Here is a 14,630-nt window from a genome sequence, read left to right as displayed (position 1 = left end):
CCTCATAGGAGAAATACCCCATGTCGAGCGGTGCAAGAGTGGTTATCCATTGGCGCCCACCAGTTAGCCCAAAGGGGTGACATCAATCATGTCCAAGACAACCGTGGAGCTGCACCGCAGCTTGATCCGCGCGGCTAAGGCTGCGCTTGCCGCATGGGAGCGCTGGCTTTCGGCAAAGGAGAAGGGCGATGAGTGAAAGCATGACCATTGACCAAGTGCGCGAAGAGCGTCGCGTGCTGGCTGACCAGATCTATGGCGCGATCAAGGCCTTCAACGAGAAGACCGGCCTCAGCGTCGAGTACGTCAACCTCCAGTACGTCGACCTCACCACCTTCGGCGAGGTTAACCGCCAAGTCCTGACCTCAGTCGAGGTCGAACTGAACATCTGAACAACCTGAACCACCGGGCACGCTGACCAGACACGCCGAAAGGCCCCTCTGATCAACACGCCTCCCCGGATCAAAAAATGATCTAAGGAGGCTCCGATGAGTTCGGGAGCAAAAGTTGCAACGGCCTGGATTCGTGAAGTCACGCCAGGCACCACCCCGCCAGGCCCCTGGAACGTGCTGACGCGTACCAGCTTCGGTGTCGGGCCCACCTACAACACTGCCGAGAACAACGAGATCGGCGAAGACCGCATGTCGCAGGGCACTGCCCAGACCACCGTGGACGTGGCCGGCGATGTTGGTACCAAGATGCGCTTCGGCGCGCTGGACGAGTTCATGGCCTCCTGCTTCGGCAAGGACTGGGACAACAACGTCCTGACCATGGGTAACGACCGGATCAGCTTTAGCCTGGGCTACTATGCCGCGGACGTCGGCATCGCCGGCAAGGCCACCGGCGCCCAGGTCGCCACAATGAACATCCAAGTGCCGAATGACGGCGAGATCGAGGTGACCACCAGCTTTGCTGCGACCGGCTGGCAGGACAAGGGCGACAACACCAACTTCATCCTCACGCCGGTGGCCGAAGCATTCCAGCGCCGCTATGGCTTCAAGGACGTCTCCGGCCTCAAGCTCAACGGGGTCCAGGTCGGCGACAACAACGTTTGCGTCGACACCTTCAACCTGCAGTTCGACAATGCCGTCCAGACCCAGCGCTGTATCGGCAACGGAAACCCCTTTGCCGGCAATATCATCCCGACCACCTTCACGCCGTCGGGCAGCATCACGCTGAGCTGGTCGAAGACGGCCTACGAGCTGTGGAAGAAGCAGCAGACCGGCGATGCGATCAGCTTCGAATTCACTCTGGGCAATGCCGACGGCGCCTACGACATCCTAATCCCGGAGATGGAAATCAGCGGCTCCTGGCCGGATGGCGGAGCCACCGACATCATCCAGGTGGAGCTGACCTACACCGCCCGTCGCGTATCGCCGACCATCACCCGCCGTCCGGCGCCTCCAGCGCCAACTGGCGTGACCGTGGCCCCGTCGACCGCCAGCGTGGCCGTTGGTGCTACTACCAACTTGACCGCTACCGTCACCCCGGCTGGCGCGACCCAGACCGTTACCTGGTCCAGCTCCGATGCGAGCAAGGCCACCGTCAGCGCCACCGGCGTCGTGACAGGTGTGGCTGTCGGCACCGCGACCATCACCGCCACCAGCACCGTGGATGGCACCAAAAAAGGCACCGCGGCGATCACTGTCACGGCGTAATCATTGCCCGGCGCGCCCTGCGGTGCGTGTCGGGCCTTTTACCGCAGAGGAAGAACATGGGATTCACTATTGCTCGCAAGCCCGAGATGGACCTCCACGGCCAGCGCTGGGTGGAGTTCGCCCCGGGCGCCAAGATCCTGGTCGGCTCCGCCGCCGACCCCGTATACCGATCGCACCGCGCGCTGATCAACCGGCACTTGGCGGCGATAGACTCCCAGGCCGGCGTCGGCACCAAGCAGTTCAGCGTCGCGCAGATCCCGCAGGTCGAGATCGAGGTGGACGACGAGCTCTACATGGACCTGGTGGCGCACCACCTGATCAAGGACTGGCAGGGCGTCGACGTGGCCGAGCGTCCGGGCGAACCGGCGCCGTACACCCCGGAGCTCGGCAAGGCCCTGATCGAGCAGATGCCGAGCGTCTACTTCCTCGCTCTGCGCACCGGCGTCGATATCGCCAACCGCGTCGAGGAGCGCATCAAGGAATCGGTGGGAAAGCCCTCGCCGTCTACCGATGGGGTCGCGACTGGGCGGGCGAAGAGAACGAGAAAAAGCGCTGGAAACGCGAGCGACTGAGCGGCGTAGGCGCGGTACCGGAGGCCCCAGAGATTGACCCGGTCACTGACCAGCTGCTCGACGCCTACAACGCGATCAGCAGGTCACGGCAGTACGTCGGCATGATGGCCGCGCCGGCGCCGATCACCGCAGGCATGGTGAGCGAGTACCTGGCTAGGCACCCGACCGCCATCGATCGTGACGAGCTCGAGGCAGTGGTGTTCGCTCTGGATGAAGAATTCCGCGCCAACTGGGCGGAGCAGAACAGCAACGACTGACGCGGCCAGGCCGCAGGAGAAATCATGAGCTCAGCCCAAAATTGTTTCCCGGGCCACGAAGACGCCGGGAAACTCCTGTCGTGGGTTACACGTCAGATTTTGAATTCCGCTCTGGGAAAAGGCCTTGAATCAAAGATTCGAGAGGCAGGTGATACGCAGACCGATCTTTGATGATGGATTTGTCAGCTGGCATGGAGGCGATCAGAGTCTTCGCTGTTTCTTCAATCTTGCTGCGCAGCGAAGGGTCCAGAGTTGCCAGGGATGTGCCTATTACCTGAAGTGCAGCGCATACGCCGAGCTCGAAGGGAGTGATTACGCGTTGTTCGCTCATGTTGATCCTCCTAGATCATAACACCCCAGTCCATGGGCTTTCCGGCAACGGACCGGGGCAGTTCGTTGGGAGGCACAACGCTACTACGGCGCCGTGCCGGGCTGGTACTGGCTTTCCGTCCAGGGTGGATGGGTGGACAGGGCGCGGACCTACTGATAGGTGTGCGCCGGCGGCTTCCAGGCTGTGGTAGATTGCCCTCAATTCAAGGAGGGCGCGCTGTGAAACGATGGATTTTTATAGGGTTGGCCTGCATCGCGGCAACCGGATGCGAGACCGCTAGGGTTTCGCCTGATGCTGCAGTCCAGGTCCAGGCGGATGATGTTTACGCATTCAGCCGCCCAACGACCCCTGATGATGCAAGGATCGTTTTCACTCAAGACGCTGGCGCAATAAGCTGCTTTGGCGCAGGGATGCAAGTTTTCTTGAACGAGAAGCTTGCAGCCGAGACCACGAGCGGGAAATCTGTGACTCTCTATCATCAGCCTGGCCCAGTGCAGCTGGCCATCAAAAACAACATGGGTTGCGCAGGCGGAGACCTGCGAGGCTTACTGCTGGACTTGAAGCCAGGTTATTCATATCAGGTGCGAGGGTATCGCGGCACATGGGACAAGGCCGAGCCGTTGCTCACCACACCGGCTCCTTTTAAGTATCGATGATCGCCGCGTTGCTCAGAGGCAATGAGAGGGCACCTTCGGGTGCCTTTTCGTTTTCCGCTCCGCCTGTGCAGGGTTTTGGCGCTTCCTCCTGATGGTGGTAGATTCTGGCCATCTTTATGGAGGAAGCCATGAATCGAACGCTATTGATCGCCGCCCTTATCTGTCTGCCTTTTTCAGCGCTTGCCGCAAGCGGCGAAGAGACCTGCAAAAAAATATCTGCCATGGCGGGAAAAGCAATGGAGGCGCGCCAGAACGGCGATTTGCTTGAGGACGCCATGTCATCCGTTGGCGACCAAAGCAAATTCTCTGACGCCATGGTGGTAAAGGCGTACACCGCACCTGTCGCGAACAGCTCTGCCGGTAAGAAAAAGCTCGTGTCTGACTTCAGAAACGCGGCCTACGCCGAGTGTTACAAGAACATCATCGAGCCAATGAAATAACAGAACCCGCTCCGGCGGGTTTTTAACCCCCGGAGAAAGGTATGGCGCAGGAATCCCGCCTGGCGGTAACAATCGACTCGCGGGGCGCAAAGCGCAATGCGGACGATCTAACCGGATCTCTTGAGCGCATGGAGCGCGCTGGCGATGCGGCAGCTGCATCTGCTGATGGCGTGAGCAGCAGCCTTGACGATCAACGCAAGGAGCTTTCCCAGCTGCTGGGTCAGATCAACCCAACGGTTGCTGCTCTCGGGCGCCTCGACGACATGCAGGAGAAGCTGGCCAAGTTCAAAAAGGCCGGAATCGTCGAGAGCGACACATTCGTCGAGTACACCCAGCGCATCAACACAATGCGCGACGCGCTTGGCGAATCCGCAGAGAGCATGAACAGGACAGGAATGTCCGCCAAGGCCATGCGCAACAACCTGAATATGCTACCTGCGCAGTTCACCGACATCGCGATCAGCCTTCAAGCAGGCCAGGCCCCATTGACGGTCCTGCTTCAGCAGGGTGGACAGCTCAAAGATATGTTTGGCGGCATCGCCCCAGCAGCCCAGGCCATGGGCGGTTACATCCTTGGCTTGGTGAATCCATTCACTGTTGCTGCCGCTGCCGCCGGCGCGCTGGCCCTGGCCTACTACAAGGGCTCCGAGCAATCGGATGCCCTTCGAAACAGCCTGATTCTGACAGGCAACTTCTCCAAGGCGTCCGAGGCGCAATTGATCAGCTTGGCGGAGTCAGCCGACCAGGTAACGGGGACGTTCGGTCAGGCCGCCGGAGCCTTGGCGCAATTGACCGCCGCAGGCGAGAACACAACCGGGAATTTTAAGCTGATCACGACCACAGCCGTCGAGATGCAGCGAGTCACTGGTAAGGCCATAGAAGAAACGGTTGCCGAGTTCATCAAGCTCGGCAAGGATCCGGTCGCGGGCATTGTCGAACTGGACGAGAAATACCGATTCCTGACCGCGTCGGTGTATGCCCAAATCAAGGCCCTGTCGGATCAGGGTAAAGCCGTGGCTGCTGCCGACTTGGCGGAGCGCACCTACGCCGAGGCGATGGGGCAGCGCACCTCCAAGATCCGCGAGAACCTGGGTCTGATCGAGCGCGGCTGGCTCAACATCAAGGACGCCACCAATGAGGTTCTCGATGCCTTCGCCAGCATTGGCAGGAGAAGTGCCGAGAGCGAAGAGTCGGCGATCAAGAAGCTTCAGCAGGAATTGGCATATCGGAATAGCTTGCTCAATACGGGCTATGAAGATGATACGACCAGATCTCGCATAGCTGAGATTGAACAAGAACTGAGCAAGCGGCAGGAAATCCTCAGGGTTAACCAGAAAACGCTGGAAGAAGAGGAGAGGCGCCGACGGGTTCAGGAGGAAGGCCGCAAGGGCCTGGACGCGCTTGACGCCAGCTATAAGAGCGCCCTGACCCAGACTCAGCGACTGAATAAAGACCTCGCCGATCTCGACAAGGCAAAGGCGAAAGCTGTTGAGGCTGGCGTTTTCACTGCCGCTGAGGAAGCAAAATACGCCACAGCCCGGAAGAACATCGAGCAGGAAATCGCGGACATCAAAACCCGCGAGGCGAAGAAGAACGCGCCGAAGAACGTCAATCGAGGCGTTGCCGAGGCGGAAAATACCTTCGCTCGCCTGTATGGCCAGTACGACCCAGCAGCCCAGGCCGCCCGTGCCCTGACCAAGGAGCAGCAGCAGCTGGACCTGGCCTTCCAGAAGGGCAAGATCAGCCAGGAGGAGTACGGCAAGGCGCTGGCGCAGGCCTCGACGAACTACGCCGCGGCGATCAAGGGCGCCCAGGGCTTGACCCAGGCCGAGCAGTACCGCGCCCAGATGGAGCGGCAGCTGGCTACCCAGCGCATGGAGTACGCTGCGCAGGCTGATGCCGTGGGTATGGGCCAGAAGGATGCAACCCGCATGCAAGAGCGCCTGAGGATCGAGCAGGACACCAACAACCGCATCCTTCAGTTGCAGACCGAGCTGGCCAACGCCCAGGGCGAGAAGCAGCGGCAGGACCTGCAGGCGCAGATCGACATCGAACGGGAGTTTCTTCAGAAGCGTGTCGCTGCTCAGCGCGAGGGATGGTCCCAGATCGACCAAGCCCAGGCCGACTGGAGCAACGGCGCCCGCGGCGCCTTCCAGGACTACATGGACAGTGCCAGGGACGTTGCGGGGCAGACTCGCAACCTGTTCAGCAACGCCTTCGGCAACATGGAAGACGCCGTGGTCAACTTCGTGAAGACCGGCAAGCTGTCTTTCAAGGACTTCGCTGACCAGGTAGTGGCCGACCTCATTCGGATTCAGGTGCGCCAAGCGGCCGCCGGCTTCCTTGGCTCTGCCCTAGGATTCCTAGGCGGAGGAGGGGGAGCAGCGGCTGCAGGCAGTGGCACCATGACCGGTTTCAGCGAGACGATCTCGCGGTCTGGCTTTGCGGCTGGCGGCTATACCGGAGACGGCGGAAAGTTTGAACCGAAGGGTGTTGTCCACGGCGGTGAGTACGTGGTCCGTAAGGAGGTTGTCAGCCAGCCCGGAATGCGCGACCACCTCGATCGGCTCAACAGGAAGGGGTATGCCAGTGGCGGTTATGTCGAGCCAGCAGCGATTGCAACACAGTCTTCCTCGGTGCTCCCTGCAAACCAGACTGGACTACCCCCTATCGTTCAGCACATCAGCGTTCAAGGCACAGCCGACGACGCAACCCTAGCCCGCATCCAACAGGCAGCCCAGAAGGGCGCTCAGGATGGCTACAACCTGGTTCTGCGAGACCTAAAGACAAACGGACCAGCACGCCAACTGATCGCTCGCAACCGATAGATCAAGGAGTACTGCATGGCTCTCGCATGGCCGGCATCGCTGCCCGTGTCTGAAATGACATGGGGCATAGTAAATAACAGCCGGGCATTCACCTCGACGCTGTCCAACGCTCAGCAGATCGTGGGTCAGCCAGGGGCGTACTGGCAGTGCACCTTGACCTTCGGTCTGCTCACTCGGGCGCAGGAGCGTCAGCTTTCGGCGTTCCTGGGCGATCTGGATGGCATGTTCGGCACCTTCAACCTGCCGGCGCTCACGCGGCGTCGCACCGATAGCGTCGGCAGCCTCACCGTGGTGACCGGTACGGCTCAGTCTAGATCGATGCAAGTTGCCGGCGCCGCGCCTGGCGCGCAGGTGTTCGCCCCGGGCGATTACCTCACGGTTGCCGGCGAGATGTTCGAAGTGGTTCGCCCGGTCACCGCAAACGCTCAAGGACAGGCCATCGTTCCGCTCAACAAGCGAATCAGGCGCACCATGGCGCCAGGGGCTGCAATCGAGTACCTCAACCCATATTCAGAAATGCGCATGACCCAGGACACCTGGAACATGACGGTTCGGCCAGTGGTGGCCAGTGGCAGCTACCAGTTCAGGGAGGCCTTCTGATGCCCTCGACGTTCCCATTCAGCCAGAGCGTGGTCGATATAATCTCCACAGGCAGGTTTCTAAGCGTGTACGCCTGTCAGCTCGACTTCGAAGACGGCCCTGTGTACGCCCACACGGGCACCGGCGACCTGGTGATCGGCGGCATCACGTATTTGGGGGTAGGGCAGTTCGGTGAGGTCGGGCAGTCGCAGGAGAGCGACAACTCTAACTCGCCCATGTCAATCGACCTAGCCCTCACCGGCCTGGACAGCTATATCATCACCGAGACCAATATCCGGGGCTGCCGCGGGCGCTCTGGCAAGCTGATGTTTGTGGTGCTCGACGAGCAGGGCAACTACGCCGCCGACATCCTCTTCTCCGGCCGCATGGACGCCGCCACCTTTTCCTACGCCGGCAACGGCGAGGACGGCAACAAGATCACCGTCCCGATCGTTGACCGGATGGCCGAGTGGAGCCGCACGGGTACCGAGCGCTTCACCGACGAGAACCACCGGGCTCGCCACCAGGGTGACCGATTCTTCTACGCCATCGCCCAAATGTCCGAATGGCCCATCTACTGGGGCTCCAAGAAGGACGCTCCGACGTTCACCTACGAGAAATAGCCATGCGCTACCGAGACTGGACCACACGCCTCAGCGAAGTGATCAAGGCCGCCTTAGAGCGGCCTTTTTCATGGGGCGAATTTGACTGCTGCCTGTTCGCGGCGGACTGCGCGGTAGCGGTTTGCGGTACCGATCCGGCTGAGGCGTACCGCGGCACCTACAGGACCGAGGCAGGGGCGAAGCGGGCGCTGAAGAAGCGGCACGGCAGCCTCGAGGCAGCATGGGATGCCTGCTTCGCCCGGGTGGCGCCAGCTTTCATCCAGCGCGGCGACATCGCCATCTACGAAGCGCCCGGCGGACGGTCGATGGCCGTGTATTGGGCAAATGAATTCTGGGCGACCACTGACGACGGGGTCGCCCGCGTGGTGTGCGATCCGCTTGCAGTCTGGAGAGTTGAATAATGTCTGGTGGCGTTAAGAAGATTGCTCAGGTAGCTGTTGGTGCGGTGATTGGCTTTGTCCAGGGCGGCCCGGTGGGGGCGGCTATCGGCGCCGGCATGGCCTTCTACATGGCTGAGCAGCAGGAGAAGCTCAACACCAAGTCGCCGATGCGTGACAACGAGCCGTCGGAGCAGACCGTCCGCTCATCTAAGGCCCCCGCGCGCTTCATCCTTGGCCGCGTCAGTACCGGCGGCGTCTTGGTCTGGGCGCAGGAGCAGGCCGGCGACCAAACCGATGGCGAATGGCTGCACCTGGTCTACGTCCTTTGCGAGGGCCCGGTCGATGCTCTGGAGAACATCTACCTCGGCGAGGAGGAGATTGCCACCTACGGCGAGCACGCCACCTATGAGCTGGTTGTAAACCCGACCCAAGTGAACGCGTTCCTCAAGGCCAACTGCCCGGACTGGAAAGACGAGCAGATCGGCCGTGGGCTGTCGTTCGTGCGCCTGTCGCTGAAGTACAGCGCCGAGAAATTCCCTTCTGGCATCCCTGACGCACGCTTCATCGTCCGTGGCCGCAACGACATCTACGACCCGCGCAGCGGAACGGCCGTTTATACCGAGAACACAGCGCTTCACATCCTGTGGTACCTGCGCAATCGTTGCGGCGTGCCGGACGATGAGATCGTGTTCGAGACGTTCGCAAGCGGTGCCAATATTTGCGACGAGTCTGTCGCCAACCCAGATAACACCACTAGCCCGCGCTACCGCAGCAGCTGTGTGATCGGCGCCGACGAGCAGCGTACCAACGTGCTGCAGAAGCTCGAGGCCGCCTGTGGTGGCCGGACTCTTCGTGTCGGTGGTCGCTGGATGTTCCAGGCTGGGGCGTACTACGGCCCTTATGACTTCGAGATCACCGAGGACATGGTGGTCGGCACCATCACCGGCAGCACCGAGCCGACCAACGACGCCGCGATCAACACGGTGCGCGGCACGTTCATTGACACTTCGCAATCATGGACTGAGACCGACTACCCTGAGGTAAGCATTGCAGAGTGGGTTATTGAGGACGGCGGCGAGGCTGCAGAAACGCTGTCCTTTTCCTACGTCACTGATGCGTACCAGGCCCAGCGCTTAGCGAACATCGAGCTGCGCCGCCGGCGTGCGGGCGGCACCATCAGCGTGCCGATGAACTTCCTGGGCTACAACTGCCGACCGGGTCGCGCCGTGCGCGTGAACCTGCCATCGCTGAACATCCTGGGCGAGTTTATCGTCACCAACTGGAGCATGGGAGCTGACCAGGGCTGCACCGCCCAGCTGCAGCAGTACGATGCAGCGCAGTTCGACGATGCCGTGGGCCAACCGTACAACCCGATCGGCTTCATCAACCTGCCAGCTGGCGGCCTGGGTAGTCCTACCGGTCTGGCTTGGACCCCGGATGGAACCGCAGAAGTTACTCAGGGCGTATTGAGCTGGTTGCAGCCTGCCGGTGTGGTCACCTCGTACGCTGTGACCGTCCGCAAAGGCGGTACCGCGGTGCAGGCTCAGCAGGTACCGGCGACCACATTGCAGCTACCGATCGCCGGCCTGCCGTCTGGTAGTTACACCATGAGTGTGGCCGCTCTCGGTCCGCTGACCCGCTCCGGCGAGGCGAGCATCACGGTGAGCATCGACGGCCCGCCTATTCCAGAGTCGTGCGTGGTGCAGGCGACCATCGACACCATCACTCTGATCCCGGGCAACACACTGCATGGACTGAATGGAGGAACCTACGAGTACTTCTTCTCGACGAATCCGCAGGCAACCGAGGGTGAGTACCTGGGCCAAGGCCTGTCCCTGACCCACACCGGTCTGGCGTTTGCCACCAACTATGCCTATTTCGTTCGCTCGAAGAATGCCTACGGGGTGAGCGCCTTCCTGAAAGTGGTGGCCTCTACATCGACTGATGTCGAGAACATGCTCGATGCGCTGAAGGACAAGATCGAGGGTGGCCAGTTGGCGCCCGCGCTGCGGGAAGAGATCGAACTGATCTCAGGCCCGCCGAGCACTCCTGGCTCGGTCAATGCGCGCATTCAGGACCTGGGCGAGCAGGTCGCCGAGGCGCAGCAGGACCTGCAGCAGCAAATTGACACGATCGCCGATCTGGCTGACTCGATGCCCTACAAGCCCGACCAGGCCTACACCGCTGGCCAGGGCGTGCTGGGCGAGAACGGCAAGCTATACCAGGCCAAGGCCGACGTGCCGGCCGGTAATCCGCCACCGAACGCCACCTTCTGGACCGATATCGGCCAGGCAGTGCAGACGGCCAATGGTCTGGCAGCACGCGTGACTACGGTAGAAACGAAGGTAACTGAACAGGACGGCAAGCTCGCTGCGGAGTCGACGCGCATTGATGGCGTGCAATCGAGCCTCGCTACCACCAACCAGAACGTCAATGCTGCTCAGCAGGCCGCCCAGGACGCGGCGACTTTGGCCGGTGGCAAAGGCAAGGTGATCGTGCAATCGGCCGCCCCGGCTGCTGCTGACCGCTTGGCGCAAAACCTGTGGATTGACACCACGGGCAACGCCAATACGCCGAAGCGCTGGAACGGCAGCGCCTGGTCGGCCGTGACGGACAAAGTGGCGACGGATGCTGCCGCCGCAGCGGCCAATGCGCTGACGGTAGCACAGACCAAGGCGGACGCGACGGTCGTCGACAGCCTGTCTTCGAAGGTGAACCAGCAAGGTGACACTCTCACCTCGCAGGGGCAGGCGCTCACTGGTGTGCAGAACAGCCTGACCACGACGAACCAGAACGTCACGGCTGCTCAGCAAGCGGCGCAAGCAGCCTCCGACGCCGCTGGGGCCAAGGGCAAGGTGTTGTATCAGTCGACCGCGCCGGCAGTGGCGGACCGTCTGGCCCAGAACCTCTGGATCGACACGACTAGCAATGCCAACACGCCCAAGCGCTGGAATGGCACGGCCTGGGTTGCCGTCACTGACAAGGTGGCAACCGACGCTGCTGCGGCTGCCCAGTTAGCTTTGGCCCAGGTGGCCACCAAGGCCGAAGCCTCGGCCCTGCAAACACTGGACACCGAGGTCAAAAGCCATGGCACTACCCTGACCAGCCAGGGCGCTGCGCTGACCCAAATTAGCAACCAGATCGGCAACGTCGGCGGGGACAACCTCCTGGCCAACTCCTCGTTCGAGGAACTGGCAACGGCGAGCCGTGCCAAGTACTGGAACGTTGGTGCCACCGCCACCGGCACGGTTACATCAATGGTGGATTCGCCTCTGGCGCAAAGCACCAAGGCCCAGCGCGTGGAGCATCCCGCTCTGCCTGCTGGCGGCTACGTCGATCTGGCGTACGGCGGCGACAACGTCTCAAGGCCGAAAGCCCGGCCAGGGGCCCAGTACGCACTGAGCGTGTTCGCCCGCGGCACTCCAGGCGTGGCGTTCCGGCAGTACCTGCAATTCAGGGATGCAGCCGGCGCTGTGCTGAGTGCCCCTGTGGCGATGCACACCCTGACTGCCGACTATGGGCGCTTCGTGTTGCTTGCCACAGCCCCTGCGGACACTGTGTCGGTGACCGTGTGGGCTGGCCGGATGTTGAACGGCGGGTCGACCACCATCTCAGCTTGGTCCGAGATGGACAACGTTCAGTTCCAGGAAGGTGCAGTGGCTACCGCCTATGCCCCCTCAACAGAGCAGTCTGCAGCAGTCCAGGCCGCAGCAACACAAGCCCTGCAAAACAGGGTCGAGCAAACCGAGGCGGGCCTGTCATCTCAGGGGGCAGCGATCACCAGCCTCGACAATAGCCTGACGACCACCAACCAGAACGTCACCGCCGCTCAGCAGGCCGCCCAGGCGGCAGCGACGGCCGCCGGTGCAAAGGGGGAGGTGATCTATGGTGCAGCCGCTCCGGCTGCCGACAAGCGTTTGGCACAAAACCTGTGGATCGACACCACGGGTAATGCCAACACGCCCAAGCGGTGGAACGGCTCGGCCTGGGTGGCGGTGACCGACAAGGTTGCCACGGACGCCGCTGCAGCGGCTGCCAGCGCGCTGACGCAGGTGGCCACCAAGGCCGAGGCCTCGGTGGTGCAGGCGCTGTCGACGACGGTTGGCCAGCAGGGCACAACCCTGACGAGTCAGGGCCAGTCCATCACCGAGCTGCGCAACACCATTGGTGGTATCGGTGCCGGCGGCCTCGATGCGGCACCAGGTGCAACGTGGCAGTTCGATACCAGCGTGGAGGGCTGGAGTGCGACGAACGCCACGCTCACCGCCGGTACCGGCAGCATGACGATTACAGCAACGGCAAACGACCCGAACCTGGTCAGCCCGATTGTCAGCATCAATGGCGCGCTCTACAGCCGGATCAAGGTGAAGATCACCCGGCGGGCCGGGGCGGCTACTGACTGGGACAGTTCGCTGTTCTATCAGACGGCTGGCCATGGCTTCTCTGGCAGCTACATCGCCAGAGCGGCGAACCCGAACATTGCGGTCGGGGAGAGTGCGATCGTCGAATGGGACATGGCCAACCTGTTTGCCGGCGGCAATGACTGGATCACCAGCACCATTACTCGCCTGCGGATTGATATCGGCGCGCTGTCTGGCGGTGCGTTCGAGATCGACTGGATAGCGGTCGGCCGGTTGGGCCCTAGTGCTTCGGCTGCTGCACTGCAGCAGGTCAGCACGAATGTGACCCAGCAAGGCGAACAGCTGACGGCCCAAGCCAGCCGCCTGGACGGGCTGTATGTCCAGGTGAATCCGGAAATGGAAGGGGACAGCTCCGGTCTGGCTGGTGCCACGGGTGGCCTGGTGGGTGTCTGGACTGAGCAGTCGGCCCGGGTCGAGGACGGCATTGCGATGGGGCGCCAGGTCGAAGCGGTCCAAGCGCAGATGGGCCAGACCAATGCCTCTGTACAGCAGGTCAGCGAGGTCATGGCTGACATCAATGGCAGGGTATCGGCTCAAACCACGCTGAAGGTCGAGACAAACCAGGGCGGCCGCAAGGTCGTGTCTGGCATCGCGATCGGCAGCAATGGCGAGGAGGGCGAAATCCTGCTGATGGCCCAGCGGCTGGCGGTCATCGACAGCCTGAACGGGCAGACGATCCTGCCGTTCGTGGTCGAAGGCGGGCAGATCTTCATCAACCAGGCGGTGATCAATACCGCGTTCATCCAGCAAATTGTGGCCGGTATGACCATTCGATCTGCTGCGCTGAACGCCCAGGGCCTACCGCTACTGGAGATCAACTTTGCAGCGGGTACGTTCACGCTGAGGGGGCAGGATGCCAACGGTTCGACGCTGCTCAACAACGGAGGCCTGTACGTTTACGACGCCAACGGCATCGAGCGGACAGCAGTGGGGAGGCTTACCTGATGGCTGACCTGTATGGACTCCGGACGCGCGATGCGTCCGGGGTTATCACCTTGGACACCACCATTACCTCGGTGCGGTCGCTGAAAATGATGCAGGTTGCTGGCAACGGAGCGTTCGACCAGTACATCTCCATTCCCGAGATCCAGGCGCAGTCGTTCGTGGTCGTGGATGCACTGTATGACGGAGGAGAAAACACAAGCAGCCCACAAGCATGGTACTCGACGGGGCAGCTGCAACTGCGGCAACCCTACACCCAGACCTGGCAGGTGATGATTCTGTCGCTGGGTGGCGAGCCGTTCGCTGCACCTGGTTCTTATGGCATCCGCGCTTCGAACAACAACATTCGAACGCAGATCGATTCAATCAACCAGGTGCTAACGGTTCGTTACAACGGCAGATTCAACATTGGCTTCCAAGGACCTGGTAGCAAGAATCAGATTCAATGGGCAGATGTGAACTTTGCTGCGCCGATCACCACGTATGAAAGACCCATGGTCTTTCTGAATGCCGATGACTACATGATGGTCGGTAACTTTTCGGTGAAAGGTAGCCCGGGGAACTGGACCGGCTTCAGGCTGAAAGCCTGGAACAACCAAAGCGGACATGGGGAGGCTGCCCTGTATCCGATGATGATCAACTGGTTCTGCGCGAGTTACAGGGTGCCGGATGCAGCTCCGGGGCAATACGGGGCCTCGGTCCGGGACGCCGTGGGCAACCGGACCTTTGTCACCACCGCCAACCTGGCGCTGCTCAATGGCCAGCCGGCATCCAACTCCTTTGTTGTGGCGGGCGACCCTTTGACAGGAGGCGCGTGGTATGCGCCCAGCAATCAGATGCCTTGGACCGGTAGTTACCAAGACTATGTTCTAGCAAATGCACTGTTTTCTGTAACCAACATTGGACAAACAACCCAACCATTTCGCGCCAATTTTGGCGGTTTTCT

Annotated in this window: 13 protein-coding genes; 12 read left to right on the top strand and 1 reads right to left on the bottom strand. The window is 61.5% G+C overall.

Translation table 11 applies throughout. The features are described 5' to 3' along the window. Nucleotides 1–200: 200 nt before the first annotated feature. From RR51_RS27455 to RR51_RS31440, 4 genes are all read left to right on the top strand, one after another. On the top strand, nucleotides 201–389 hold the full coding sequence (locus tag RR51_RS27455) for a hypothetical protein (RefSeq protein ID WP_152619953.1): 189 nt from the start codon (nucleotides 201–203) through the stop codon (nucleotides 387–389). A gap of 96 nt (nucleotides 390–485) precedes the next feature. After that, complete coding sequence (locus RR51_RS27450; protein WP_039615349.1) at nucleotides 486–1,655, top strand: phage tail tube protein; 1,170 nt, start codon at nucleotides 486–488, stop codon at nucleotides 1,653–1,655. A gap of 56 nt (nucleotides 1,656–1,711) precedes the next feature. After that, entirely contained in the window at nucleotides 1,712–2,227 is a 516-nt protein-coding gene (locus RR51_RS27445) for a hypothetical protein (RefSeq protein WP_065110717.1), read from the top strand. 101 nt (nucleotides 2,228–2,328) lie between these two features. Beyond that, nucleotides 2,329–2,484 carry a hypothetical protein gene (locus RR51_RS31440; protein WP_201775115.1) on the top strand — a complete coding sequence of 52 codons (156 nt, stop codon included), beginning with the start codon at nucleotides 2,329–2,331 and terminating at the stop codon, nucleotides 2,482–2,484. 85 nt (nucleotides 2,485–2,569) lie between these two features. Here the strand turns inward: RR51_RS31440 and RR51_RS27435 are convergent, their stop codons facing one another. Then, nucleotides 2,570–2,815: a hypothetical protein gene (locus RR51_RS27435; protein WP_039615348.1), complete on the bottom strand. Its 246-nt coding sequence runs from the start codon at nucleotides 2,813–2,815 to the stop codon at nucleotides 2,570–2,572. Between the two features lie 218 nt (nucleotides 2,816–3,033). On the opposite strand from RR51_RS27435, the gene RR51_RS27430 reads away from it, so the two are divergent. From RR51_RS27430 to RR51_RS27395, 8 genes are all read left to right on the top strand, one after another. After that, nucleotides 3,034–3,471 (top strand): hypothetical protein, encoded by a 438-nt coding sequence (locus RR51_RS27430; RefSeq protein WP_039615347.1) that lies wholly within the window; start codon nucleotides 3,034–3,036, stop codon nucleotides 3,469–3,471. A gap of 128 nt (nucleotides 3,472–3,599) precedes the next feature. Continuing rightward, a complete protein-coding gene (locus RR51_RS27425; RefSeq protein ID WP_039615346.1) occupies nucleotides 3,600–3,911 on the top strand; it encodes a hypothetical protein in 312 nt (103 codons plus the stop codon). A 41-nt stretch (nucleotides 3,912–3,952) separates the two neighbouring features. Further along, a complete protein-coding gene (locus RR51_RS27420) occupies nucleotides 3,953–6,739 on the top strand; it encodes a phage tail tape measure protein (RefSeq protein WP_052261135.1) in 2,787 nt (928 codons plus the stop codon). A 15-nt stretch (nucleotides 6,740–6,754) separates the two neighbouring features. Beyond that, entirely contained in the window at nucleotides 6,755–7,339 is a 585-nt protein-coding gene (locus RR51_RS27415) for a hypothetical protein (RefSeq protein WP_039615345.1), read from the top strand. After that, nucleotides 7,339–7,941 (top strand): hypothetical protein, encoded by a 603-nt coding sequence (locus tag RR51_RS27410; RefSeq protein ID WP_039615344.1) that lies wholly within the window; start codon nucleotides 7,339–7,341, stop codon nucleotides 7,939–7,941. Before RR51_RS27415 ends, RR51_RS27410 begins: the two co-directional genes overlap by 1 nt. 2 nt (nucleotides 7,942–7,943) lie before the next feature. Next, the gene (locus RR51_RS27405; RefSeq protein ID WP_039615343.1) at nucleotides 7,944–8,342 is read left to right on the top strand and encodes a DUF6950 family protein; all 399 of its coding nucleotides are present in this window, start codon (nucleotides 7,944–7,946) and stop codon (nucleotides 8,340–8,342) included. Next, nucleotides 8,342–13,687: a phage tail tip fiber protein gene (locus RR51_RS32065; protein ID WP_052261134.1), complete on the top strand. Its 5,346-nt coding sequence runs from the start codon at nucleotides 8,342–8,344 to the stop codon at nucleotides 13,685–13,687. The genes RR51_RS27405 and RR51_RS32065 overlap by 1 nt, the downstream gene beginning before the upstream one ends. Then, the coding region (locus tag RR51_RS27395; protein ID WP_039615342.1) for a hypothetical protein at nucleotides 13,687–14,630 on the top strand (944 nt) is incomplete at its 3' end. The genes RR51_RS32065 and RR51_RS27395, both read left to right, overlap by 1 nt.

Source organism: Pseudomonas sp. C5pp (genome assembly GCF_000814065.1).
In the GTDB taxonomy this organism is placed as follows: domain Bacteria; phylum Pseudomonadota; class Gammaproteobacteria; order Pseudomonadales; family Pseudomonadaceae; genus Aquipseudomonas; species Aquipseudomonas asiatica.
The sequence above is the reverse complement of the archived record's forward strand: the minus strand, read 5'-3'. Positions and strand labels throughout refer to the sequence as shown.